Genomic DNA, 24,936 nt, shown 5'->3' on the forward strand with positions numbered 1-24,936 from the left:
TTGAATGTACGGTGTTTTCACCGGCATCAAGATCGTGCAGCTGGAGGGACTGGCTGAACAGAATTCAGTAATTCCAGCGGGCAAGGAGTGTGGTTGGTCGCATGATTTTACGAGCGAATACACGGTACATCGCGTTGGTGCTCGTGTTTGCCTTCTGCCAGGTGATCGGGGCGATGTGTGCGTTGCCCGATCTTTCGGTGGCGGAAGGGGCGACACTGTTCGTGGAGGAGGAAATGGCCTGTCCAATGGATGGAACCACCATGTGCCCGCCGTCGGCGACGTCATCGCCGGAACGCCAGGTGAAAAATGACGTGGCCGCAGACGCGGACCACAAGTCAGCGGTGCCAAGTGTTATGAGAATTCCGCAAACTCCGTCAGCTGAGCCGCAGTGGTCTTGGAGCAGCGATTTCTTGCTTGTCCCTCTCTCCATTCGTTCATCCTCGGTTCTTCGAATCTGATTCCACACAGCTAGTTCTATCGCGCACCGTTTGGCTGATCAGGCCGAGCGGGCGATGTCTATTTTCTCTAGGGCACGCGATGCAGAAAGGATCGAACTTCATGAACTCCTGGTGGATTTCTCGGCATCTGTTGCTGAAGTGTACGGTAGTGGCGGGGCTGCTGGCAGGGATGGCGCCACTCGTGGCCACCTCTGCCGTGACGAGCACCGCTAATGCCGGTTCGCAGGCTGCGCTCAGCGGAGACGTCATCGATCTGACGATCAGCGAGCAGTTGTTCCGCCTTGACGGGCGAACTGCACCTGCCCTCGCGTTCAATGGGGCGATCCCGGGGCCTGTGATCCGTCTGAAAGAAGGTCAACAGGCGACGTTGCGCGTGACGAACAGTCTGCAGGAACGATCGTCGATTCACTGGCACGGGTTGCTCCTTCCTCCGAACATGGACGGCGTGCCCGGCGTCAGCTTCGCCGGCATCGAGCCGGGCGCCACCTTTACCTATCGCTTTCCGGTCAAGCAGAGCGGGACCTACTGGTTTCATAGCCATTCGGGCGGTCAGGAGTTATCTGGTATGTATGCGCCGATGATTATTGACCCCCTCGAACCAGAACCGTTTCAGTATGAGCGCGAGTATGTGGTGATGCTCTCGGATTGGAGCTTCGAGTCGCCAGAAACTCTGTTCTCCAACCTCAAAAAACAAGGGGGCTATTACAACTTCCAGAAACGCACGGCGGGTGAGTTCATCACTGACGTGAGACGCATGGGCTTATGGCCGGCGATACAAAACTACCTGATGTGGGACCAGATGCGGATGGACCCAACCGACTTCGCGGATGTCACCGGCTACACCTTCACCTATCTGATGAACGGATTATCGCCCGCGGGCAACTGGACCGGGCTGTTCCGTCCGGGCGAGCGGGTGCGTCTGCGATTGATCAATGCGGCCAGTATGACCTTCTACGACGTGCGAATCCCTGGTCTCAAGATGACGGTGGTGCAGGCTGACGGGCAGAACGTCCAGCCAGTCATGGTGGATGAACTTCGTATGGGAGTCGCGGAGACCTACGATGTGATCGTCGAGCCGATGGAGGACCAGGCCTACACCATCTTTGCCGAGACGATGGATCGTAGTGGCTATGCGCGCGGCACCCTCGCGCCGCGAATGGGCATGAGCGCGGAGATCCCTGAACGTCGGCCAAGACCGCTTCGAACGATGGAAGACATGGGCATGAGCATGGAAGGTATGGACAAGGGAGACATGACGCATTCCCATGGCAGCATGACGATGCTTGGCATGGAGCCCTCCGTTGGTAAGTCGAACGGGCAGGCAGACCACGCGAATCACAAAAGCCAGCACATGGAGCACAGGCAGCAGGGCGCAGCCCCATCCATGCAAGGCACGCAGGAGATGCCCAGCGTGAAAGCGATTGACCCACGCCGATCAAAGATTCCAGGCGTCGAGCCAGTCAAACATGGCCCTGACGACCATGGGCCAGGCAATCAAATGGTGGCCGAGTATTCGCGGAACCGTATAGGGGAACCAGGGAGAGGTTTAGAAGGTGGTGATCGTCGGGTGTTGCTCTATACCGATTTGAAAAGTCTTGCGCCCTATCCCGATCAACGGGAGCCGGAGCGAGAGATTGAACTCCATCTCACGGGCCAGATGAACCGCTATATGTGGTCCTTCGACGGGAAGAAATATTCAGAATCTCGCGAGCCGGTTCGCCTCCGCTATGGCGAACGGGTGCGCTTGACCTTTGTGAACGACACAATGATGGAACATCCGATCCATCTGCACGGGATGTGGATGTATGTGGAAAATGGCGCGGGCGAGCATCTGCCACGCAAGCACACCGTCATCGTCAAGCCGGCTGAGCGGGTGTCCGTGGCCGTCACTGCGGATGTCCCAGGGCCATGGGCGTTTCACTGTCATCTCCTCTTCCACATGGACGCGGGGATGTTCCGGGTTGTCGAGGTGTCGGAACCATGAATGCCACATGCGCTCCTGCCAGATTGCCTGCGAGCCTCCTTACAGTTGCATTGGTCTTGCTATTGGACGACGGCATCGCCATGACAGTCATGGCCGCCCAACCGACGAGCGAGTCCCCCAAGACTCCAATTACGTCAGCAGGGACTACGGTGATGCTAAACGGAAAGGGTACAGCCATGCAGGAGGGCACGCTATCGAAGTTTTCCACGCCAGGCGACTGGCCTGCTCCCGTCGACGATCAGGCACGCCGTCTATTCACGCTTGTCGACGTTCTCGAATACCGTCCGAAAACCAGTGGGAGTCATGGGAGTAACGACTATCGGTGGGACATCCAGGGCTGGTACGGCGGGGACTACAACCGACTCTGGTTCAAGAGCGAAGGGCAGAGGGACACGGCCTTTAAGGCAGACTACGACGTCGACTTTCAGCTCCTGTATGGGCGGTTCATCCAGAAGTATTACGATTTTCAGATCGGCCCACGCGTCGAGACTCAAACGTTCCGTGGAAGCAACAGGACCCGTGGGCTCGCTGTGATCGGAATCGAGGGACTCGTCCCCTATAACTACGAAGTCGAGTCCTCCCTGTTCATTGATCAGAACGGCGCTGTGTCCGCGCGGTTCTCGTTTAACAAGGACATGTTGCTGACGCAACGACTGATCCTCCAGACCCGATTTGAGACCAACGCTGCAGTACAGCGAGTTGAGGAGTTCACAACCGGTTCTGGCCTCAATAATCTCGAATTGGGATTTCGTCTGCGTTATGAAATCCGACGTGAGTTCGCGCCCTACGTAGGGTTCTCTCTGGATCGAAGCTTCGGCGAGACTTCGACCCTCGTGCGGGAAGAGGGAGGCACCTCGAGTCAGATCCGCTTTGTGGCAGGGATACGAATGTGGTTTTAACCAACCAGACCATCTCACTCGATCTTCTGGAGGCTACTACGGGGTGGGTTGTTTGGCCACGACCTCGACGAGATCAATGTCGAACACTAATGTCGCGCCCGGCTTGATCAGAGGAGGCATTCCTTTGTCGCGATAGGCCAGATTGGACGGGCAGATCAATCTGCTCTTGCCACCGGCTTTCATCTGCTGTATCCCCTCTGTCCAGCACTTGCTCATTTCACTCACGATGAGAGTAGTCGGCTCGCTCTGCTTGAGGGTGCTATCGAATACTGTCCCGTCGATCAGGGTGCCGTGATAGTGCACCTTCACCGTATCCGCGCGTTTCGGAGATGCGCCTTTTCCTTCCTTGATGGTCGTGATAAGCGCACCGGACTCGGTTTTCTTAGCGCCGGGTTCTGACGAGGCTTTTGCAAGGAATGCAGCCCCCAGCTTCTTCTCCCCTTCTGCGATGACCGAGGCGCGGGCCTGTTGCAGTTGTTGAATCTTCGGGCCGAACGTCTGGAGGTCCACTTTGGGGGTCTTTTTGAGAACCCCATCACTGATACCGGACTTCACAAGTTCGAGATCAGATTCGTTCAGGCTAAAGGACTCGATGGATTGGCTGATGGTTAATCCCATGGCATAGAAGGTTTTTTGCTCATCGGTTGTCGGCTCTGGCGCTCCAGCGAATGCTGCAGTAGTTCCGAGGCAAAGCATGGTCGCCAAGCAGAAAACAGTGAGTCGCATGAGCGGTCCTTTCTGTATGTGTGACGGGACCCGCTGTGATAGCACAAGTTCAGGAATCGTGTCGAGTGGAAGATCGTGCAAAGAGCATCAGGCGAAGTCAGGCAGGAGCATCTCCTGCCTGACTTCGCTGAGGATTGCGGTGCAGGCCACTGCTGGTGAGGTTATGATTTTGGCTTGGCCACGATCTCCAAGAGTTCGACCTCGAAGACCAGCGTCGCGCCGGGCTTGATCGTGGGGGGCGCGCCTCGATCGCCATAGGCGAGATTCGCCGGGCAGATCAACTTGCTCTTGCCGCCGACTTTTATCTGTTGCACCCCTTCCGTCCAGCATTTGATCACTTGATTCAATCCAAACGTGGCAGGCTCGCCTCGCTTCACGGAACTATCAAACACGGTTCCGTCGATCAGGGTGCCGTGATAGTGAACCTTGACCGTATCCGTCACTTTGGGGGTCGCGCCGGTCCCTTCCTTGATGGTCGTGACGATAGCGCCGGACTCGGTTTTCTTGGCGCCTGATTCTGCTGCTGCTTTCGCGAGGAATGCACTTCCCGCTTTGTTTTCAGCTTCGGCAACGACGGAGGCACGGGCCTGTTGCAGTTGTTGAATCTTCGGGCCGAATGTCTGGAGGTCCACTTTGGGGGTCTTCTTGAAGACCCCATCGTTGATACCGGACTTCACAAGTTCGAGCTCAGATTCGTTCAGGCTGAAGGCCCCGAGGGATTGGCTGATGGCTAATCCCAAGGCATAGAGGGTTTTTTGCTCATCGGTTGTCGGCTCCGTCGCTCCAGCGAATGCAGCCGGGGTTCCAAGGCTGAGCAGGGTCACTAAACTGATGGTAATAAGACGCATGAAGGGTCCTTTCTTTATTAGTAGGCTGTACGGACCTGATATCCCAAGTCCAGGTTTGAGTAGAGTATGCGATGTTGCAACGGGGCTCAAGATAATTTTGTGAAGACTGTTATTTAGTTTGTTTGGTTGTTTTGGTTGGCGAGACTAACCAGATGAACCAAATCAACTAGATAAACAAAAAAACCAGTTTGTTACCAACGGTGGCCCCAGTAGCCCAGTCCATAGTAGCGGGGGCCGGAGAAGAACGGGGGGTAATAATATGGTGATCCGTAGATCCAGGGGCTACCAAAGGAGAGGCCAAGCCCCACGGAGGGATAGCTGTATAAGAAAGGGGCTGTTTGTACAACGGCCGGCGGTTGCGCCAGGCGCCGTTGCAGATCGGCATTCGAAGAAGCCTGGCGGTCGAGCTGATCTTTTAAGCGGCTGACGGTCTCTTCTTGGGCTTTCATTTTTTCTTGAAGGGCTTCGATCTGATCACGTTGCGTTTCGACGAAGGCAGTCAAACAGCGGGTATGGGCGTCGCCGGTATAATTCGAACATTCCCATGGTGTCTGAGATTCACTCGCGTGGGCCGGTAGTCCGGCCAACAACAGCCCTATACCGATAGCTCCAATGAGGAGGAGGTATGGCCAGAGGCCGATGCTGTTCCGAGAGGAGTCAGGCTGGCAACTTGCGCGTTCGCTCATAGGCTCCCTTCTTGGTTGCACCTATCGATAACAGGCTAACACGAGATTGCTCAAGGGAATAGGGGGGTATGGGTAGCCTGGCCGTTCTCCTGCTCGCGGAACGCGCGCCCTCCGAAGGATGCAAGGAGGCAGGCAACCATCCTTCTTGCTCGCAGAGCCCCCACGATAAAGCAGTGGTCGCTCGATGCGCGCAGTGAAGGATGGTTTGCCCACCCCCTCTGGGGCGATGAGGAATTAGGAAAGATTCGCTCGACGGCAGTGCGTAGGCCAACATGGTGAAATTATCTTTGGCCGCTTGCTGTGGCCTTGCTGGACGGTCTTTTTGAGAATCTTGCCAGAGGAGCGTACAGCTACGTAGCTAAGCAAGGCGGAGCGTTGGAAACAAGGCGGGACCGTCCGTCGCGGTCAGCAGTCTGGCAGGCTTCAGCAGAAACTGGGGGACCCGACACCCTTTCCTTTCTCGAAGTCAAGTCACTGCTGAGACCAAAAACTCTCATGCTTTTGGGCACGGCTGAGTTTGATTTTTAAGGGGTTTTTCTCTATCGTCTCGAAGGCTCAAAAACAAATATTAGTGGACTTTAGCGTCCTCGAACAGATTGTAAGGTTAACTGAATCTTAACTTGAGGCTATCTTACGAACCTGCTCTGCTCCTTCGATCAGTCAAAGGAGGCGACATTTGAGACCGATTGTGCTGACTCTCCTCGCGTTGTTTTTCACAGGGTGTGTGGCCAGCACTAACCCGGGCAGTAGCGCAGTGAACAGGACTAATCCTTACAGAAGCGTACATGGTGTTTTAGTAATCGCTGGGGAAGGCCTCAACAGTACCTACGATGATATTAGCGCATCTGCAGTACTGTTTACGATTTCAGTAAAGGCTTCAGAATCATTGTACGATGAAATAGTAAGAGCGGGGACTCCAGCCCAATGGTATGTAAACCGTGACAAGGCAGCTGAGCCAGTTAGCTATATTGGTCCCCTTATTCTAAAGACTAAAAGAGACGGCGTAGCACAGGTTTTTGTCCAAAGTAAAAAAAACGGGAATGAAAACGCTTTATATCTCACGATGACCTATAACCCCTTACTTCTACAAAAGGATGGGAGCTCAGTTGTGGGGGACACCTATTCAGAAACATACACATTGCATGGATCTACCCCTCTATCAGGCTTGGCAAGAGATTTCGCTCAAAAACTTGTATCGCATGGTTACATCGGTGGGCAGGTACCTGCTTCCCCGCCGATCGAACTCTCAACAGAAGAACTGCAGAAACTGCATACACAGGCAACGCAGGGCAACATGAGAGCACAGACCGCCCTCGGAGAGTTCTATGACTTTGGGCACTACGTCCCACAGAATTATGCGACGGCACGGGGGTGGTATGAAAAGGCGGCGGCCCAGGGGGACAAGGAGGCGCAATACAACCTTGGACAGCTGTATGCCGGGGGGAAGGGTGTGCCGCAGGACTATACGGTGGCACATCAGTGGTGGGAGAAAGCCGCTGTCCAGGGCACCGCGCAGGCGCAGTACAATCTCGGTATCCTCTATGATCAGGGGCGGAGTGTGCCGCAGGACTATCCGGTAGCACGTGAGTGGTACCAGAAAGCCGCTGTTCAGGGACTTGCGGAGGCGCAATCCAATCTCGGGCTGATGTATCAAAACGGACGCGGCGTCCCACAGGACTATACTCAAGCGCGGCTATGGTTCGAAAAATCAGCAGCACAGGGGTTTGCAACTGCGCAGGTCAATCTCGGCGGTTTGTATGCCATCGGACTGGGCGTTCCGCAGGACTATACGGTGGCACGTGCGTGGTATGAGAAAGCCGCTGACCATGGCGATGCGAATGCGCAGTTCAACCTCGGAGTTCTGTATGCCAAGGGACGCGGCGTCCCACAGGACTATGCTCAAGCACGGCTATGGTACGAAAAATCGGCAGCTCAGGGGTACGCAAATGCGCAAATCAATCTCGGCGCTCTCTATGCGACCGGACAGGGCGTCCCGCAGGACTATGCGAAAGCACGACAGTGGCTTGAACAGGCGGTTGCCCAGGGGAACGCGGTTGCGCAGAACAACCTCGGTTATCTTTACGTCGATGGCAAGGGCGTTCCGAGGGCAAGATTCACTCGGCGAAATGTACCGCGATGGACGTGGCGTGGAGCAAAGCTATGTACGAGCTTATATGTGGTTTAACCTTTCGGTCGAGCAATATCGAAGACAAGGGGGAAAGGCCACGGAGACCGAACAACGTCGAGATGCTGTTGCAAAGCAGCTCACTCCCGCACAGGTGGCAGAAGCCCAGCGGCTCACGCAACAATGTCAGGCACGTCAGTTCAAGGGTTGCTGAAGAAAGTCCACCGTACCACTTAGACCAAAACAAACAATTTTAGCCAAGCAAACCATCTGCATATGATGAGTCAAAACCAGTTCTTTTTGAACCATTCAGCATTGACCCAAAAACTCCTATGATAATCAAACGTATTGCCTTCCCACCTGAAGAAGGATTTTGATCCTCATTCCCCATTTACGTATTCCTGCCACCTCTGGGGGGCGGAATCCACCCTGCGGGTCTGAACCATGATTGGTCATCATTTGTTCTGCTACACCCGTCGAGCAAACCTTCGCCATGAGTTGCCAGACTATCGTTAACTGCGCGCGCCTTCCCAATTCCCCATTTGATTTTCAAGGGTGGCCTGGTCGATCCTCGATTGCGCGCGTTCCGCGAGCAGGAGGACGGCCAGGCTACCCTTTCCATCCTTCGGAGGCCGCGCGTTGCGCGAGCCCAGGAGATCATCAGGTTCCATCCCGTCTCCTGTTCTGCGAGCAAGAAGGGTACCTGGCCACCCCCGCCCCCACCTGCTAGAATCCGCCCACACCTAATGTCTAAGCCGCCCGCATGATCCTTGGATTCGTCGTTCTCTATCTACTCCTGTCGGTGGGGATCGGTCTGGCTGCTGCCAGGAGGGTCCATACAGCAAAGGATTTTGCAGTGGCAGGCCGTAGCCTGCCGCTGCCGGTTGTGATTGCCACGGTCTTTGCCACCTGGTTTGGCGCAGAGGCTGTGCTTGGAATTTCAGCCACGTTTGTAAAGGAAGGCTTACGGGGCGTCGTGGCTGACCCGTTTGGCTCAAGCCTCTGCTTGATCCTGGTCGGCCTGTTCTTTGCTCCTCGTTTCTATCGCCTGAATCTCCTGACTGTCGGCGATTTCTATCGTCAGCGGTACAACCGTCCAGTCGAGGTTCTCTGTGCCGTCTGTATTGCCGGGTCCTATCTTGGATGGGTGGCTGCGCAGTTCAAAGTGTTCGGACTGGTGCTGAACGTGGTGACTGATGGCGCGGTGAGCCAGCCCGTCGGGATGGTGATCGGCGCGGTCATCGTTCTGGTTTATACGACGTTTGGAGGCATGTTTTCCGTTGCCATTTTAGACTTTGTCCAAATCTCCGTGATCATGGGGGGGCTCCTCTATATTGCGTCTGTCGTCAGCGGAATGGTCGGGGGCGTGGGTGTGGTGATTGATCATGCGGCGACAGCCGGCAAGCTGGATTTCTTCCCCCCTGCAACCTTTGCGGCTTGGGTTCCTTTCATCGGGGCTTGGGTGACGATGATGTTGGGCTCGATTCCCCAACAGGATGTATTCCAACGCGTGACGTCGGCCAAGGATGAGAGGACCGCGGTGCGTGGATCGATCCTGGGCGGAGGACTCTACTTTTGTTTCTGTTTTGTGCCGATGTTTCTCGCCTATGCGGCGACGCTGGTCGATCCGGCTTTGTTCACGACGCTGCTCAATGAGGATTCTCAACTCGTGCTGCCGACCTTGATCATGCGCCACACGCCGGTCTTTGCGCAGATCGTCTTCTTCGGGGCAGTCCTTTCTGCGGTCATGAGCTGTGCCAGCGCGACCTTGTTGGCGCCATCCGTGATGCTGAGCGAAAACGTGATCAAAGGGATTCTGCCTCACCTCAGTGATGGGGAGTTTCTTCGGGTCATGCGGCTGGTCGTGGTGATCTTTGCCGCCGTGGTCCTGGCTATCGCACTCGGTTCCAGCTCCAGCATCTACACGCTCGTGGTGAACACCTACAGCGTGACGCTTGTGACGGCATTCATACCGCTCGCTGCCGGGCTTTTCTGGCCCCGCGCGACGACGCAAGGGGCCCTGTGTGCCTTCGCGGCTGGATTGATGACTTGGCTTGGGCTGGAACTGTTCGGCCCTTCCGATTCGATCTGGCATCCGCAACTGGTCGGATTTCTCGCGGCAGCAGCGGGGATGATCATCGGCTCCCTTCTGCCCCAGAAGATCGGAAGGCGCAAAGCGTGACCATGTGGCGGTTGCTTTAGTTTGTTTGGTTTCTTTGGTTTATCTGGTTTGTCTGGTTCAACCAAATAAACGAAACAAACCAAATAACCAAATAAACAGTTCCGCTTGTTTGTTATGCTGCGGTGAGGGTCTAGAATCATGAAGCGATCTGCCGGATGGGTGACATATGTGAGCATGGTCCTGGGGGGCCTCGTCGTGGCGCTCGGGCTCGTCGTCGCCGCCTATGGCGCGTATCTGGCGACCTTTCTTGAATTGCCCAGGAGCGATGATCATCCTCCCCTACGTCTCTATAGCGGACCCTTCCTCCTGAAACCGGAGCTCTCACTCGCGCACAGCCGTCTGCTTGAACGGTTGCAACGGCTGGGCTATCGACGAGTACAGACTGCGCAGGCTCCCGGCGACTATCAGCTGACAGAGGAGGCCCTGACGATCTATCTCCATCCGCAGCCGGAGAACTATGTCGCCGCAACCATGGTTACGTTGCCGTTGGATCAGGGACGGGTGACGGATGTTCTATCTCCACGTGACCGCACGCCGCTCTTCTCCATCTTTCTCGAACCGGAACTCCTCAGCGGTGTGCGTGGTGAGTCACGCCAGGTGCGGGAGTGGATTCCGTTGGCGCAGATTCCTCCGGGGATTATCGAGGCAGTCCTGACCATCGAGGATCGCCGCTTCTACTCCCATTTCGGCATCGATCCGGTTGCCGTGGGACGGGCGCTCTGGACCAATTTCACGAAGGGTGGTGTGGTGCAGGGGGGCAGCACCATCACGCAGCAGCTCGCGAAAAATCTATTTTATTCTCCGCAACGGACGATGGGGCGGAAATTCAAGGAGGCTCTGGCTGCGTTGGTGCTGGAAGTGAAGTATACGAAACAGAACATCCTGGAAAGCTATCTGAATGAAATCTATCTCGGACAGGCGGGATTCGTCTCGATCTACGGGGTCAGCGAGGCAGCCCATCGCTATTTCGGCAAGGCCCTTGGGGAGCTGACGGTCGAAGAGATTGCGATGATCGCGGGATTGATCAAGGGGCCGAATAGCTATGCGCCGACGAAACATCCTGATCTGGCGAAGCAGCGGCGCAATGTCGTGTTGCGGAGGCTGAAGGAACTAGGACTTCTGACGGAAGAGGTCTGGAGTCGTACCGCCAATGCACCGTTGCGTGTGACTCCGCCGGAAGATGTCTTGACCGATGCGCCGTATTTCCTCGATGCCGTACTCCGGCAGGTGGAGGAGGCCGGCGTTGTTCCCTTGCCGGAGGGTTTACGGATCGATAGCACGCTCGATCCGATGATCCAACAGGCTGCTACCGAATTGCTGGAGAAGGGATTGGCCAAGTTAGAGACGACACACCCCCATCTCGTTGACAGGTCGCTGGAACCGATACAGGGGGCAGTGGTGGTGCTCGATCCCAAGACCGGGTCTGTGCTGGCGTTGGCCGGAGGGAGGGACTACCGGAGGAGCCAATTCAACCGCGCCCTGCAGGCGCAACGGCAACCGGGCTCCCTCTTTAAACCCTTTGTGTATCTTACGGCGCTGGAAGCGGCTCGGGAAAGCGGGGCGGGCCGTTTGACTGCCGCGAGTCTATTGGCTGATGAGCCTGTAACCTTTGAGTCAGGGGTGGGCCCCTGGTCTCCGCAGAACTACGACAAACAGTTCTATGGGCCTATCACCGTGCGGAGCGCGTTGGAACAGTCGCGCAATGTGCCGGCGGTACAGGCAGCAAAGACGGTGGGGACCAAGCCGATTGTGCAGTTGCTCCATCGTCTCGGGATAACGAGTGCGATCGGTGAGGATCTTTCGTCAGTCGCGTTGGGCAGTTCGTCTGTGTCCTTGATGGAGATCACGGCGGCATACGGGGCGGTCGCCAACGGAGGGATCGCCGTGAAGCCGACTACGGTGCGATCGACCAGAGATCGGCAGGGAGATATCGTCTGGAGTGCCGTACCGGATCGGCAACAGGCAACCTCGCCTCAAGGGGCCTATGTATTGACGTCCCTCCTGGAAGGTGTGATCCAGCGGGGCACTGCGAGCAAAGCGAAAGTGCTCGGACTCCCAGGGGCAGTGGCAGGAAAAACCGGCACAACCGACGGTTATCGCGATGCCTGGTTCGTCGGCTACACATCCGATGTGGTCATTGGAGTCTGGGTTGGATTCGACGATGAGCGATCTCTGCGTCTTGCAGGGTCCCAGGCGGCCTTACCTATCTGGATCGATCTCGCACGCCGGATTATTCCGCCCACTGCATCCCCGTTCGTGATGCCGCCAGGTGTCGTGACGCGCACCATCGATCCGAAAACAGGGCAGCTGGCCACCACTCAATGTCCCGAGGAGGTATCGGAAGTCTTTATCGAGGGCACTGAACCGACCGTCTATTGTGAAGTGCATGGAGAGGGGATATGGGAACGGCTCAGGCACACTTTCGGATTCTCCTAGGACTCGCCAAGGGGAATGGTGTAAGCTCACGCCAGGGACCGGACGAAAGGGGGGATGACGCATGAAGGGCAATAGCTTTGGCGGAGATGACAACATTACCCTCTTGGCCAAGGGGGTGGTGCTGAAAGGCGAGATTCACGTTGAAGGGACGGTACGGATCGATGGTCGTCTCGACGGTGACATTCAGACCAGGGGCCAGGTCATCATCGGCGAGGATGGACTGGTCCAGGGAACGATTACAGCCGGCTCAGTCGTCAGCAGTGGCCGCATCAAGGCCAAGGTGATGGCAAATGAGCGAGTCCAGTTGATGAAGACGGCGACGCTCATCGGAGAGGTACTCACGCCGTTGTTGGTCATTGAAGAGGGTGCCAAGCTTCAAGGTGTGACGGACATGGGGGTCACGCCCTGGACCGACGAGCTTCCGAAGTTGCCAGGCGGCGTCAGCGATCTATCCGCACACCGGGCCAAACAGGTCCAGCTCCTTGATAAAGAAGCCGGCGGCGACATGCGTTGACGAGGGTCACCTGTCCGTTCCCGTGTTGGTCCATTCCATGAAGAAGCGCCATAACCCTTCACTATGGCTTGTTCGTCAGGCTCCTCCTGTTGATCCTAACCATGATGCTGAAGCAGCCTGCAGAAACTAGTTGGGCTAGGCCAACCCGTCTCGCCCGTCGCGCCTTTCACGCCCACACGTCATTCCAGTGGAATGGTGATGGCGATGCCACCCATGACATCGTTGAGCTTGAAGTCCCGTTTCGGGCTGAGCAAGTGACCGTTGTGGCAGTCGATACAGGCCTGTGAGACAGCAAGATCCGGATAGATTGCCTGGAAATATTGTTTGCGCCCGCTCGTCACAATTCCTGTGACCGGCATGGAGGGATTCTTCCGGAGAGACTCTAGGGCGTTGCGTTCAAGGTCGCTCACTGGAGCATTGCGCCGATAGATAGGCCAGAGGCCGATCAGCCGATACCGAATCTCACTTCCGTTTTCTGCTGCCAGTTTGCCCGAATGCTGAAGGAACTGCGCCGGCAGCATGAGGGCATTCTCCTGTTCCCAATGTTCGGACGCCGAGGCCACCCCTTTCGCCTGGAGCCGATTGACGATTTCCGTCGTATATAACGTGCGATCGGCTTTGATCACGTCATAGATATACGCCGCTGCTTTCTCCGGCTGGATGCCTGGCGATCCAGACCGTTCCTTTGCGGAGAAGGCGGAGGGCCCCCACCAGAGTCCGGAGATTAGGATGGAAAGGGCTGCGGTGTAGAGTGAGACTGTGACTCGATGCATGGAGCCTCCTGTGGGGGTGGCAGAGGAGGGATGAGGGGGAGAGTGACGATGCAGGACGTGCCTCTCCCCTCCTGGCTCTCAATTCTGATGTCCCCTCCAAATTTCTTGATGATGCGGCGCGCGACGGTCAGGCCGAGCCCTGATCCTTCGCCCTGTCCCTTCGTGGTAAAGAAGGGGTCGAAAATTTTCGATAGGTGCTGTTTTGGAATGCCGGGGCCCGAATCTTCGATCGTGGTCACGACGGAGGTATCGATGAGAGAGGTTGAGAGGCGCAAGCTGCCCCGGCCCTTCATCGCCTGGATGGCATTCGTGAGCAGGTTTGCGAAGGCCTGTCTCAATTGGTCGGGGAGGGCCAGTACCGAGGAGTCTCCCGCATACGATTTCTGAATGGTGAGTCCTGAAGTGTCTAGGCTACCAGTGACTGTCGCGATGGCCTGATCGAGTTCCCGTTCGAGGTGAACCGCATGCCGTTGATTCGACGTCTCGCGGGCCGTGACGCCGGTGAAGTCTCGAATGATCGCCGCCATCCGACGGCCATGTTGGACGATGTCGCGGGCATAGGATCTTGCGCGGTCGAGGTCGGCTTCTTCTTCGATCGCTTCTCCAAGTCCAAGAATTCCGAAGAGAGGATTGTTCAGCTCATGTCCGATTCCGGCTGTGAGGGTCCCCAAGCTGCCTGATTTCTCCGCTTGGATGATCTTGTCTTGGAGGAGGCTGTCGTCAGTCGTATCCCTGAAGACCAAGCCGACCCGATCCTCTCCTCGGTTTCTCCCTACCATGTGAAACCACTGATAGTGATATCGTCTGGAGCCGATCTGAATCTCCTGGCGATTGTTTGGTTCCGCCATCCCCGTCTCAGGTGCCAACGGATCACGGGCGCGGTTGACAGCAGCGGTATCTTCTGTCCCAGACGCTGTCTCGACTGTGCCCCCGTTTCGCGCGCGTCGGAATTCTTTTTGCAAATGCTCTCGTAAACTTGCGTCGACAGGCAGTATTTCGAACAACGGGATGGATTCGGTTGTGTCATCTGGCGCCTGAAAGGAGTCGCGCCCGACCCGGTTGATGTACTGCACCTGTTCGTCTTTATTGACCATGATGATCGGGGTCGGGACTGCATCCAGGATCTCATCCGTCGAGTGAAGCAGAGATTCCACCTGTTGCGTTTTGATGGCCACTTGATCGGTCAGACCCGCAAAGGCCGCTTCCAATTGACGATTCATCCGGTTGAACTCGTCGGCCAGGTCCTGGATCTCATCGCCGGTCTGAATGGCGATGGGTTGCTGAAGTTCGCCACGTCCGACCAATTGCGCCGCGGCCTGTAATCGCCGGACTGGTGTGACGATGCGTTTGGCTGCAAGGTAGCCGAGCGACGTCATCAGTCCGACGGCGACAAGACTGAAAACAGCCATCCAGATAAGGAAGTGACGGATGGGAGCAAAAAGTTCGTCGGAGGCTTGCCAGACAAAGGTATGCCAGGAACCTTTGCCGAGCTCGCTATTGGTGGCACGACTGGTTTCCGGCATCGGGGCGAATCCGATGATCGAGGTCGATTGCCCTCCGTGGCCATCACTCGGCGCACTGACCCAGCCGGGCTGAGGAGGCGTGACGAGGGGGACGAGCTCTGCATCGGAGAGCTTGACGCCGGTCGGCAGGATGGGACAGCTCAAGACGATGCCGCGTTGGTCAATCAGCATCACATGCCCGGTCTTGCCGAACCGAATGGGCGAGATCGAGGGCGAGATCAACTCCTTGGCGTCGATCACGCGATGAAGGACACCGACCACTCCATACCGGATGCGATCCATGATGGGAAGCGAAATGCTGATGACATAGCTCTGAGCCTGTTCGTCGAAGTGCACGTCTTCGATGAAGAGCTGGCCGACCCCTCGGTGGGACGCGCCTTTCCACCAGGTGGTGTCTCTATTGGCATAGGGCGGCAAGGTGTTTGAAGAGGCAACCAGGTTGCCCTCGACGTCAGTGACGTACAGCATCTTGGTGGCGGAGCGGACCACTTGTGGTATCAGTAGATCGGCTTCGCTCTTGGCCCCTGAAAAATATTCTTGAATGAGCCCGGCCATTTTGTTCCCCGTGATGGACTGGACTGCTGTTGGGTCCTTGGCCTCCCAGCCCCTCTTGAGCTGCTCTGCCCTGTCGCGGCGGGGACCCTCTGCCATGTCCAACAGGGCATCTCGCCGTTGCTCGAGTTCCATGATCATCGAAGGGTCTGCCGCAATCCGTGCCGATCGGCCCACTTCATCAGACATCAAGAGATCGACTTTTCGCGCTGTCTCTTCGGCCAAGGCCTTGAAGCTCTCGCCGCTCACGACCTGGATCTCGCGAGAGCCCTGCCAAAAGGCGAGACCGAGCCCTACGATGAGGGGAACCATTCCGACGAGCAACATGGACAGGATCAGTTTGGGTTGGAGCCCCCATCGCCGGTTGGGGGGAGCGGGTGGAGGCGCCGAATTCATGACAGGCCTCCCTGTTCGCCCGGTTCCCCGTTGGGAAAGATCAAGGTAAAGGTCGTGCCTTTTTCAATCTGACTGTCAACCGCAATCACTCCGTGCATGTTGTTGACGATGGTTTTGACGTTATAGAGTCCAAGCCCCGTACCTTTGCCCGGGGCCTTCGTCGTGAAAAACGGCTCGAAAATTTCGGGGATTTTTTCAGGGGCGATGCCGCATCCAGTATCGGAGATCCGGACGTTGACCTCTCCGTGAAGGACGGCCGTCTCGAGCGTCAGGGTCCCCCTGGTCTGCTCCATGGCATGGACCGCATTGGTAATGAGGTTCACGAAGACATGCAGTAATTCATCCGGATTGCCTAGGACCGCAGCCCCAGGCTGATAATGTTTGATGATGTCTATATCGTGAAGGCTCGAAGCATAGCGCGCAATTCTCAGCGCCTCGTCCAGCTTGCCGCTGACAGACACCGGCACATCCTCGTGGGGAGACGCGCGGCGTGAGTACCGAGTGAGGTCCCGACAGATGGCGCTCGTCCGTTTGACCGCTTCAATAATGTCACGAGCTTGTTCGTGGACGGCGGCCAGGTCTCGTTCCTCGGCGAGGTTTTCCGCCAATCCCAAAATGAGTTGCAGGGGGTTGTTGATATCATGGGCGATGCCCGCAGCAAATGAGCCGATCCCCGCAAGCTTTTCTGATTGGAGGAGTTCTGCCTCCAGCATGGATTCATGCTGGACCAGTTCCCACAGCAACCGGGAGGATGATCCGCTGAGGATATCCGTCGTCGGAGCTCGGTGGGCATGGAGATAGGTTTCCATCTCCGGATCGTCTGTGACATCCATAATCAGACTCGCGCCATGGTTGCGGATCAGGTCCAGCACATCGGTGATGACGGGGATGCGAAGCTCATGCGCTCGTTGCAGACCTGGTGCGTTGGGATTACGGTCTGCAATACCGATGATTTCAATCGACGGGACTCGGTGCAGTAGGTCTAGCAGTGCGTGACCGCCGCGGCCCGCTCCGACGATGGCGACCTTGGTATGGCGGGGCCGTTCCATATCAGCCGGTCTCCCTATGGCAGGCATGTGCCTTGCTGTCCCGAAGAGAGAAAAGCAAAGAATGTTTCTCCTCGGCACAGAGGGAATTGGCGTCTCATGGTCACAGCCGTGCAAGCTCGCGTTGATCCATGGCCCGCGCGACCGCGGCTCTCAACTTCTCTCCTTCAACCGGCTTGACGAGATAATCGACCACACCTTGCCGGAGGAAAGATGTCGCCATATCGGTGTCAGGAAAACCGGTCAGCACGATCAACGGGACACGGGGGTAGTTTGTTCTAAAGTACGCGACGGCTTCAGCTCCATTGATTTTCGGCATACGGATGTCGCAGATCACGACATCGAGGAGAAGCCGGTTTTCGCCCGAATTAATGACCTCGATCGCCTTCTCACCGTTTTCCGCTTCAAGGACTTCATAGCCGGCCTTCTGCAGGGTCATCTTCACGACTTTGCGAATATCGGGCTCGTCGTCTACTATAAGCACCCGTCCCTCGCAGGCCTCTCCTCCGATAAAGGACCCGGATTTAAACTCACTCATGGCACCCTCCTTTGTTGATAGGTACATGTGGAGGCATCATGATCGGCTCACATGTAATTGCTCCACCGGAACGCAATGAGCATGCCAGCATTGCCATGCAGAAACGGATTAGATTCCTTGCAAAGTGAAGTATTGTTGAACGTGATACACGCAGCTCTTGTTGATATCCACCATCATGTGCTGAAATCCACCACCAGCATCTGGTCTGTCTGGTTTCTCTGGTCTATCTCGTCTATCTGGTCTGTCTCGTGTGTTTGGTTGAACCAGACTAAGACCGGACAAACCAGATAGACCGAATAGACCAGATAGACGAGAGAGGGTCCGAATTGCCTTTCAGCCCGGGGCTGAGGTAATCTCGTAGCCACTGAATTGGAGAGGGCATGATTACACCTGATGTGCTGACGGAATATGTGCGGAAGATGATGCCGGATGCTGTCGTCACGGTATCGGATCGAACCGGCACGATGGATCATCTGAAGGTGATGGTGGTCTCGGCTGCCTTCGCGGGGAAGAATCTGCTGGACCGGCATCGTTTGGTCTATCAATCCTTGGATGTCCCGATGAAAGATGGGCGAATTCATGCGCTCGAAATTACTGCTCGAACAACCGACGAAGCTTAGGAGGCCGACCTATGGCAGATCCCATTCAAGACGAAATCAACAAGGAAGTCGCCGCGCACAAGATTTTGATTTATGGCAAGGGCACCAAATCGATGCCGATGTGCGGGTTCACAAGGGAAACGATTCAGTTTTTCGACAAGTACGGGTATCCGTTTGAGCTCATCGACGTCCTGTCTCAACCGGCCAAGCGAGAGGCGCTGGTTAAGATGACCAACTGGCCGACGCTCCCCAAGGTGTTCATCGACGGGCAGTTTTACGGCGATACCGATATTCTGGATCCGATGGCGGCCAAAGGTGAGATGGAGCCGCTGCTGAAAAAGGCGTTCGGAAAATAAAAAAAAGATTCGAAGCGACGAGGGCGACGATCATGCTCTTGTGCTCGCGCAACGCGCGAGCCTCTGAAAGCCCCTCGCTCGGGCTAATGGCACGTCTCGGCGTGCCAGTGGGTGGGCGGGTGAGAAAGCCGCGCGCAGTGAGAGCATGACCGTCGCCCTCGTTATTTGTCCCCCACAGCAACGACAAGAGGGGGGGGGGAAGTGAAGAGCAACAGTCGCGAGCTGCGGCAAGTTGTGTCCCGCCCTCTCCGGTGATGGCGATCTCCGTTTCCGCCTGTCAGCCTACTATTGTGGCTTTAGCAGCGGTTGGGAGGGGAAAATGAAGCGAGGTCTGCTCGCGCAACGCGCGGTCTCAGAAGACCCTCGTTGGACGCGCGCAGATAGGACCAAGCCAGGTCTCCTTCGAATATCAGGATAGGGTTTTGGGGCAGCTACACGACGAACCGTCGCTCAATCACTTTCGCGGGCGACGACGGCGTCCTTGGGGCTGATCGAGCGCCTGGCCCCAGTGGGATAGAAACTTGGTGATGAAGTTATGCTCATGATCCGGTTCCACGGCTAAGGGGGCCAGCGCGAGGGCGACGGCGAGCGAAATGTGATAACCCACGGAGCGGGATGCCAGCGCGCGTCGATAGGCTGGATGGGCTTGGTTGATCCACACAGTGGACTCAACGAGCCGGCCCAGTTCAGAATCATCGGGGCGATCCTCAAACTGAACGCCCAGTCCATAGCGCATCGGAGCACGAGATCGTCCTTGACCAGGGAACATGGCAGACGGTGAAGTAGGGATTGCGGCCGTCGCAGGCTCGGTCGCCGTTGTGTCCTGGTCGGTAGGCTGAGCGGGTGTTTCCGGCTGAGTTGGTTCGGTCTCATTCGGACGCGGTTCGTCTATCGATGTGCCGGTCAGGATTACAAGGGATTCTGTTCCCGCTGAGATGTTTGGTGCTTTGGCATCGATCGGCAATCGTTTTTGGCCACCGGCTCGGCGTTCGACGAGTGAGGCGAGTAACGGAAAGTCGTCGGATAATTCTTCCAGCACTCGATCCAGATCTCGCTCCAACGGCCGCATCATTCGGGATGAGGCTTCAGGAGTTCCAGCACGCCCATCGCCCCAAGCTTCCAATTGTCTAGAGACTGCCTCTTGGATCGCCTTCCGGTAGGCAAGGTAGGCAGCCCCTCTGGTGCCCGTTCGGATGAAATCCCCTTTGTTGAGCGTGAGTGAGGCCGCCAGGTCCGGGACTTCTATTAAGCCGTTGATCCGTTCCGACTGCAACGACGTCACGCCCAGCCAGTCCCATCCTCGTTTGATGACTTTCCCCAACGTGCTGATCGCCACGCCACGTTGATCCTCCGGCAATGGCGCGGGATGGCGGGACAGATATCCCAACGCCGAAGGTTTGCGCCGCCGGGCCAATCGAATGGTCAACGGGGCTTGCTCAGGCGTCGACAGGGGAGACCTCTCCAACAATCGTCCATTCACTTCGAAGGCAATCCCAGCTGGGTAATAGGAGGCCAGAAAGGAATCGAAGGGAGATTCAAGCAACGGCTGGAAATGCCGACGCATCACCCCTTCGACAAATCCAGGGTCTAGAAGAGGAGAGAGTGGGGTTTGTAGCTTCAACCTCACCGCAGTACCCTGCTCGCTAACCAGTCCGATCGGGGGCACCCATTGCCAGGGCGCGCGATGGCGCGAAGCCAAGTGCCACCGCGTCGCTACGTGTGTGCTGCCGCGCTTGGTTTCCGTGAGCACCTCTTCGCATACTAACAATCCGAGTTTGATGCCGACTCCGGCAAACCCGATGCCTTGGCCGCGAACTTTCGTGCTGGCAGCGATGTCGTGATACTGGCGCATCGCCTTCCGCTGCATGCCGGACCCGTTGTCTATGACGGTCAGCGTGGACTGCGCTGGGTCAGCCGTCATGGTGATCCGGCTGGCCCCCGAGTCCAGCGAGTTGGCGATGATTTCGGTGAGGATCGTTTCCGCGATGCTGTAGGGATAGGCATCCCGCAGGTCTTCCAACAGATGTTCAAGATCGACGCGGGTCTCGCCCATATTTGACTCCGTGAATCTGCGCTGTGTGGAGAAAGGGACTGTAGACGGAGACAGAGGCGAAATCAAGGCGAGTGAGACGAACTTCGCGGTGGGGGTCAGACTGGTGAGTACGGATTAGACAGGGATCGAAGGCAACTCACTTTCGTTTTCAGGGGATTCGTAATACATTGTGTGATATGAGAACCACGGTCACGATTCGACTTGATCGAGCGCTTGATCGGATGCTCGACAAGTTCTGCCGTCGCTCCAAACGAAAGCGAAGCGAGGTCGTGCGAGATGCGCTTCGCCGGCAGCTCTCATTGATGACGTTTGAGCCGCTTCGCCACAAGGCCATGCCCTTTGCGGAAGCGCGAGGCTTTCTCACGGACAAGGACGTTTTCAAAACCGTCTCGTGAAGGTCTGTCTCGATACCAATGTTTTCGTCAGCAGGCTTGCGACGCATTGGCTCTGTGCCGATGGCATTCGACAGGTTCTCACTCCCGCATTAGCTGCCAAGGCCGATGTGTTCATCACGGGCGACAAAGATTTGCTGGATGTGGCGGATGAAATCAGTGGTTTGAGGGTCACTGATCCGCGTGGCTTCTGGAACCTGGCCAAGAAACGGCCAAGAAAGTAAGCGCTCCTTCTTGCCGGAGCGTTTGATGCGGCCGGCCATTAACCAGCGCACGTTTCAGAAGGTGTTCAGCGACTTCGCCGAGCGGTACGGTCCCAGCTTGCAGTAGCATGGGCTGAGTGAGAATCCTTTGGAGGTACAGATGAAGTCTAAGACGGTTGAGGCCATAATCAGACAAGGGATTCGTTCCCTTATTAAGTCTATGACAGAAAGTTACTGGCCCGCGGTCGGTGACAATGATATGTCGGAACGAAATATCACTGCTCATGTCGGACACTGCTTCCTTGAGTCGGGATGGCACCTCGTCACAGAAGTCTCGTTCAGAAAAAACGCGGGGTCTAGGCTTGATATGCTTGCTCTCAACCGGAAATCTAGAGCCATGGTTGTAATAGAGGGTAAGAGGTTGGAGTCAGCGGTAAAGGCCAAAGAACTATCTGATGACGCGAAACGAATTAAAAGATTTCGCTTGGATGAAGATAATGCCTGGTATTGTCCAAAACTGGCTAACAGCTACGGCGTGTTGTTGGCTTTCACCTGGTCCCCTGAGGTTCAAAGATGGTGGAGGAGTGGAACACATTCTATAGTTCCAGATGGATGTCGCGGAGTGGGATGGAAGCCGTTGGGAAGGCGTCTTGATGGTTATAAGGCAACCTGCGGGGCGCTAATGCTTCCGGGCTATGGTGAGACGGCTGGTAAATACAATAACTTTTGGGCTCTTTACGCCATCTTCAAGCAGAGATGAGATGGAGTTGTAGTCTATCAATTTGCCATCAGCGAACTAAGAATCGCGGCACTGCTGTTGAGGTGGGCATACGAGTGAGAACGGCGCTGGCAGGTGTTCTTATTGTTCTCAACTCTCTCTCAGCGAGGACGACCGGACTGTCGTTCACTGCGCGCATCGGACGAGCACAGTTTCATCGTGCGCGTTCTGCGAGCAGGGCGATCACATCAGTCACCACCGTTGAGACCGACTTGTTCGTTCGTCTATCTCTTTAGTGAGGGCGTTGCGGGTGTGGTTTACTGCGCGCGTTGAACGAGGGCCTTCTGAGGCCGCGCGTTCCGCGAGCACAAAGCACACCTGCTACACCCTCACCGCACTCCTTTGTGCGCCTCCATATATGCCCTGAGAAGGGCGTTGATTCGTGTTTGATAGCCAGGCCCCTTTGCTTTGAACCAATTCAAGACCTGACGATCCAATCGAATGGTGACGGCGGTCTTTGGTTCAGGAAGCCTCAGCGTGGCACGCTTAAAGAAAGCCTTGCCCAGCTCCGGGATATCAGAAAGATCGATCTCGCGGTCCTTGATCGCGTCAATTCTTGCCCAGTTCGTCCGCGATCGTTTCTTGGTAGTAGGCTTCTTCACAGTGATTGATCCAATGCGCAACTTCTAGGCCAGCAGTACAAGCAAGACTACGCAATTTTTCTTCGGCGGAGCGCTTTATCGAGATCATAGGTTGCCTGGAGATTCATCCACAGCTTGGCCGAAGTGCCGAGCACGCGTGAGAGGTCGATGGCAGAGTCGGCTGTAATGGCGCGTTTGCCGTTGATGAGTTCATTCAGACGTGCGCGTGTCCAGCCAAGCTTCTGGGCCAGTGCGGCTTGGGTTATCTTTCCGGGAATCAGAAACTCTTCGAGCAACATCTCGCCAGGATGAAATGGGTTCTTGGGGAGTCTCATTGCACCACCTCTCTCATTCCTTCGGGGCTCAATGGTAATCTATGACTTGGACTTCGTAGGCGTTTCCGTCTTGCCAGCGAAAAACCACACGCCACTGATCATTGATCCGTATCGAATGAAATCCTTTCCTGTCTCTTCGCAGTGCTTCCAGTCGATTGCCAGGCGGTTCGCGAAGATCTCCGAGTTCTGCCGCGTCGTGCACATAGAGTAGAACCTATCTCAAAATCGATTACATGACATCATGAGCGATATGAAACGTCAGACACCGAGAGGTAGACCCCAGAAAATCACAGGAAATCGGCAAACTGCGCGCTGCTTGATCGTCCAGTACCACCTACTCCGGCACTGCAGCACAGCTTTCGAGCGTCGGTCATCAAACAGGTCTTCTGCAAGTCGATTCCCGAAGGTCTCAATCACTGTCCCAGGTTATCGCAACTCGATAATATCTGGCAAGGGTAGGTAGGCTAGACCTGTTCAACGTCCGCTATAATGGTGTGCAGTCCGCTCGCCCCCGCTGGTTGCGGCCGGACGATCTCCGCGATCTGCAGCTGCCCCTTGGTATCCGTCGCGCGGACGACGGTTTGGAATTTGCCTCGTTGAGGCAGTTTCCAGGTATAGCTCCAGATTACCCAGGAGTAGGGTGACATGGGCGGTTCGATCTGGCACTCGTTCCATGTCCGACCGGCGTCGAAGCTCAATTCAACTTTGCTGATGCTGTTGGGCCCGCCGAAGGCGATGCCACGGAACAGTTGTTCTGGCCCGCGGAGTGTTTGATAATGGCCGGGGCTGTCGATGCGTGAAAAGATTTTTATCGTGCCGTCGTCGGTCCAGCCTTTGCGCTGCCAGTAGCCTTGATAGTCACCGGGGTAGACCTCGATCTCGGCGATCCATTTGACATTCTTAATGCCGTAGAGGCCCGGGACGATGAGGCGAATCGGGAAACCGTGTTCCCTCGGCAGTTTTTCGCCGTTCATCAGGAAGGCGAGCATCACATCGTCGCTCATAGCCCGCGTGAACGGAATGCTGTCGTCGTAACCATCGATGCCGCGGAACACCACATCGCGCGCGGTTTCTTCATCGGCACCGGCATCTTTGAGCAGCTTCTTCAGCGAAATGCCTCGCCATGTTGCGTTCCCCATGCTGTCGCCGCCCGGCAGCGTATCGATACACATGAGTGTCGAGACTTGATCATAGGAGTCGCGGTTGAGAATATCGCGCCAGCCGAGTGACATCGGCTGCTTTACCTCTCCCTTGATGTGCAATTTCCATTGTTCGATGTTCACGTCACGCGTCATGGAGACGGCGCCATCGGCGTAATTCACGACATAGAATTTTGACGTCGGGGTGAAGTAAGTGGTTTCGCGCGGTGGCACCGCGAACATGCGGCCGAAGACTCCGCCGACCGCGTCACAGCCTCCGGTCAGGCCGGCGACTGTGCCGAGACCCAGCGCTTTCAATATGGTCCGTCGTCGCAGAGCGAATGATGTTGGGTCATTCGACATGACGCCAAATTATACACGGAAATGGGCCTTGACTCCTGTAAAATGCCTTGCTATCTTACCGCCGTTAGTTGGTTGCTGTGTCCTACCTGTTGACCGCGCCTGACGGCGAGTCACGGTGCGGTATCAGAGGGAAACTACCCGAAGCAGAGTGCCTCGAGCGGGTCCCTTGACACGCGTCTATGCACGGAGTAAAGTGCACGGCTCGCGTGTTCGTTTCTATCGTTCTTTGACAACTGAATAGAGAATGTTGAGCAATGGTGTAAGTGTATTGAAGTGGTGGCCCTTGGTCCAAATTCTAAGAACACCTTTATGAGAGTTTGATCCTGGCTCAGAACGAACGCTGGCGGCGCGCCTAATACATGCAAGTCGAGCGAGAAGACGTAGCAATACGTTTGTAAAGCGGCGAACGGGTGAGGAATACATGGGTAACCTACCCTCGAGTGGGGAATAA

General features: G+C 56.2%; 25 protein-coding genes and 1 rRNA gene. 13 read left to right on the forward strand and 13 right to left on the reverse strand.

From position 1 onward, the window contains the following. The first annotated feature begins 101 nt into the window (after nucleotides 1–101). From HZB34_09060 to HZB34_09070, 3 genes are all read left to right on the forward strand, one after another. Nucleotides 102–458, forward strand: coding sequence for a hypothetical protein (locus HZB34_09060; GenBank protein MBI5316107.1), 357 nt, complete (start codon nucleotides 102–104; stop codon nucleotides 456–458). Between the two features lie 127 nt (nucleotides 459–585). Next, complete coding sequence (locus tag HZB34_09065; GenBank protein MBI5316108.1) at nucleotides 586–2,442, forward strand: copper resistance system multicopper oxidase; 1,857 nt, start codon at nucleotides 586–588, stop codon at nucleotides 2,440–2,442. Nucleotides 2,443–2,594: 152 nt separating this feature from the next. Then, nucleotides 2,595–3,341 carry a copper resistance protein B gene (locus tag HZB34_09070; protein ID MBI5316109.1) on the forward strand — a complete coding sequence of 249 codons (747 nt, stop codon included), beginning with the start codon at nucleotides 2,595–2,597 and terminating at the stop codon, nucleotides 3,339–3,341. Between the two features lie 36 nt (nucleotides 3,342–3,377). Here HZB34_09070 and HZB34_09075 read toward each other — a convergent pair whose 3' ends face one another. The 3 genes from HZB34_09075 to HZB34_09085 all read right to left on the reverse strand — a co-directional run bounded on the left by HZB34_09075 (nucleotide 3,378) and on the right by HZB34_09085 (nucleotide 5,601). Continuing rightward, nucleotides 3,378–4,067, reverse strand: coding sequence for an FKBP-type peptidyl-prolyl cis-trans isomerase (locus HZB34_09075; GenBank protein MBI5316110.1), 690 nt, complete (start codon nucleotides 4,065–4,067; stop codon nucleotides 3,378–3,380). A 161-nt stretch (nucleotides 4,068–4,228) separates the two neighbouring features. Continuing rightward, nucleotides 4,229–4,915 carry an FKBP-type peptidyl-prolyl cis-trans isomerase gene (locus HZB34_09080; protein ID MBI5316111.1) on the reverse strand — a complete coding sequence of 229 codons (687 nt, stop codon included), beginning with the start codon at nucleotides 4,913–4,915 and terminating at the stop codon, nucleotides 4,229–4,231. Nucleotides 4,916–5,106: 191 nt separating this feature from the next. Further along, nucleotides 5,107–5,601, reverse strand: coding sequence for a TMF family protein (locus HZB34_09085; GenBank protein ID MBI5316112.1), 495 nt, complete (start codon nucleotides 5,599–5,601; stop codon nucleotides 5,107–5,109). A 1,063-nt stretch (nucleotides 5,602–6,664) separates the two neighbouring features. Between HZB34_09085 and HZB34_09090 the strand changes: the two genes are divergently transcribed. Beyond that, nucleotides 6,665–7,786 carry a sel1 repeat family protein gene (locus tag HZB34_09090; protein MBI5316113.1) on the forward strand — a complete coding sequence of 374 codons (1,122 nt, stop codon included), beginning with the start codon at nucleotides 6,665–6,667 and terminating at the stop codon, nucleotides 7,784–7,786. A gap of 452 nt (nucleotides 7,787–8,238) precedes the next feature. Here the strand turns inward: HZB34_09090 and HZB34_09095 are convergent, their stop codons facing one another. After that, a complete protein-coding gene (locus HZB34_09095) occupies nucleotides 8,239–8,397 on the reverse strand; it encodes a hypothetical protein (GenBank protein MBI5316114.1) in 159 nt (52 codons plus the stop codon). Nucleotides 8,398–8,489: 92 nt separating this feature from the next. Here HZB34_09095 and HZB34_09100 point away from each other — a divergent pair, with 92 nt between their 5' ends. From HZB34_09100 to HZB34_09110, 3 genes are all read left to right on the forward strand, one after another. Next, entirely contained in the window at nucleotides 8,490–9,908 is a 1,419-nt protein-coding gene (locus HZB34_09100; protein MBI5316115.1) for a sodium:solute symporter family protein, read from the forward strand. 138 nt (nucleotides 9,909–10,046) lie between these two features. Further along, nucleotides 10,047–12,344 (forward strand): PBP1A family penicillin-binding protein, encoded by a 2,298-nt coding sequence (locus HZB34_09105; protein MBI5316116.1) that lies wholly within the window; start codon nucleotides 10,047–10,049, stop codon nucleotides 12,342–12,344. A gap of 61 nt (nucleotides 12,345–12,405) precedes the next feature. Next, entirely contained in the window at nucleotides 12,406–12,858 is a 453-nt protein-coding gene (locus HZB34_09110) for a polymer-forming cytoskeletal protein (GenBank protein ID MBI5316117.1), read from the forward strand. Nucleotides 12,859–13,037: 179 nt separating this feature from the next. On the opposite strand, the gene HZB34_09115 is transcribed toward HZB34_09110, so the two are convergent. From HZB34_09115 to HZB34_09130, 4 genes are all read right to left on the reverse strand, one after another. Beyond that, entirely contained in the window at nucleotides 13,038–13,631 is a 594-nt protein-coding gene (locus HZB34_09115; GenBank protein ID MBI5316118.1) for a DUF3365 domain-containing protein, read from the reverse strand. Continuing rightward, complete coding sequence (locus HZB34_09120) at nucleotides 13,583–16,102, reverse strand: HAMP domain-containing protein (protein MBI5316119.1); 2,520 nt, start codon at nucleotides 16,100–16,102, stop codon at nucleotides 13,583–13,585. The genes HZB34_09115 and HZB34_09120 overlap by 49 nt, the downstream gene beginning before the upstream one ends. Then, complete coding sequence (locus HZB34_09125; protein ID MBI5316120.1) at nucleotides 16,099–17,151, reverse strand: GHKL domain-containing protein; 1,053 nt, start codon at nucleotides 17,149–17,151, stop codon at nucleotides 16,099–16,101. The genes HZB34_09120 and HZB34_09125 overlap by 4 nt, the downstream gene beginning before the upstream one ends. A gap of 100 nt (nucleotides 17,152–17,251) precedes the next feature. Next, the gene (locus HZB34_09130; GenBank protein ID MBI5316121.1) at nucleotides 17,252–17,686 is read right to left on the reverse strand and encodes a response regulator; all 435 of its coding nucleotides are present in this window, start codon (nucleotides 17,684–17,686) and stop codon (nucleotides 17,252–17,254) included. 380 nt (nucleotides 17,687–18,066) lie between these two features. On the opposite strand from HZB34_09130, the gene HZB34_09135 reads away from it, so the two are divergent. Then, nucleotides 18,067–18,306 carry a BolA family transcriptional regulator gene (locus tag HZB34_09135; protein ID MBI5316122.1) on the forward strand — a complete coding sequence of 80 codons (240 nt, stop codon included), beginning with the start codon at nucleotides 18,067–18,069 and terminating at the stop codon, nucleotides 18,304–18,306. Nucleotides 18,307–18,317: 11 nt separating this feature from the next. Further along, complete coding sequence (locus HZB34_09140) at nucleotides 18,318–18,641, forward strand: glutaredoxin (protein MBI5316123.1); 324 nt, start codon at nucleotides 18,318–18,320, stop codon at nucleotides 18,639–18,641. A gap of 454 nt (nucleotides 18,642–19,095) precedes the next feature. Here the strand turns inward: HZB34_09140 and HZB34_09145 are convergent, their stop codons facing one another. Next, nucleotides 19,096–20,694 (reverse strand): ATP-binding protein, encoded by a 1,599-nt coding sequence (locus tag HZB34_09145; protein ID MBI5316124.1) that lies wholly within the window; start codon nucleotides 20,692–20,694, stop codon nucleotides 19,096–19,098. A gap of 176 nt (nucleotides 20,695–20,870) precedes the next feature. Here HZB34_09145 and HZB34_09150 point away from each other — a divergent pair, with 176 nt between their 5' ends. The 3 genes from HZB34_09150 to HZB34_09160 all read left to right on the forward strand — a co-directional run bounded on the left by HZB34_09150 (nucleotide 20,871) and on the right by HZB34_09160 (nucleotide 22,049). Then, nucleotides 20,871–21,089 carry a ribbon-helix-helix protein, CopG family gene (locus tag HZB34_09150; GenBank protein MBI5316125.1) on the forward strand — a complete coding sequence of 73 codons (219 nt, stop codon included), beginning with the start codon at nucleotides 20,871–20,873 and terminating at the stop codon, nucleotides 21,087–21,089. Continuing rightward, nucleotides 21,086–21,310, forward strand: a complete 225-nt coding sequence (locus HZB34_09155; GenBank protein MBI5316126.1) for a hypothetical protein — start codon at nucleotides 21,086–21,088, stop codon at nucleotides 21,308–21,310. Before HZB34_09150 ends, HZB34_09155 begins: the two co-directional genes overlap by 4 nt. Nucleotides 21,311–21,449: 139 nt before the next feature. Next, nucleotides 21,450–22,049, forward strand: coding sequence for a hypothetical protein (locus HZB34_09160; protein MBI5316127.1), 600 nt, complete (start codon nucleotides 21,450–21,452; stop codon nucleotides 22,047–22,049). Between the two features lie 347 nt (nucleotides 22,050–22,396). Here HZB34_09160 and HZB34_09165 read toward each other — a convergent pair whose 3' ends face one another. The 4 genes from HZB34_09165 to HZB34_09180 form a co-directional block, all read right to left on the reverse strand. Then, nucleotides 22,397–22,669 carry a BrnA antitoxin family protein gene (locus HZB34_09165; protein ID MBI5316128.1) on the reverse strand — a complete coding sequence of 91 codons (273 nt, stop codon included), beginning with the start codon at nucleotides 22,667–22,669 and terminating at the stop codon, nucleotides 22,397–22,399. A 47-nt stretch (nucleotides 22,670–22,716) separates the two neighbouring features. Further along, nucleotides 22,717–22,983: a HigA family addiction module antidote protein gene (locus HZB34_09170; GenBank protein ID MBI5316129.1), complete on the reverse strand. Its 267-nt coding sequence runs from the start codon at nucleotides 22,981–22,983 to the stop codon at nucleotides 22,717–22,719. Nucleotides 22,984–23,011: 28 nt separating this feature from the next. Further along, entirely contained in the window at nucleotides 23,012–23,185 is a 174-nt protein-coding gene (locus HZB34_09175; GenBank protein MBI5316130.1) for a type II toxin-antitoxin system RelE/ParE family toxin, read from the reverse strand. 262 nt (nucleotides 23,186–23,447) lie between these two features. Then, nucleotides 23,448–24,485, reverse strand: coding sequence for a molybdopterin-dependent oxidoreductase (locus HZB34_09180; GenBank protein MBI5316131.1), 1,038 nt, complete (start codon nucleotides 24,483–24,485; stop codon nucleotides 23,448–23,450). Nucleotides 24,486–24,790: 305 nt separating this feature from the next. Between HZB34_09180 and HZB34_09185 the strand changes: the two genes are divergently transcribed. Next, nucleotides 24,791–24,936: ribosomal RNA gene (locus HZB34_09185) — 16S ribosomal RNA — on the forward strand; the annotation flags it as partial.

Source organism: Nitrospirota bacterium (assembly GCA_016219645.1).
In the GTDB taxonomy this organism is placed as follows: domain Bacteria; phylum Nitrospirota; class Nitrospiria; order Nitrospirales; family Nitrospiraceae; genus Palsa-1315.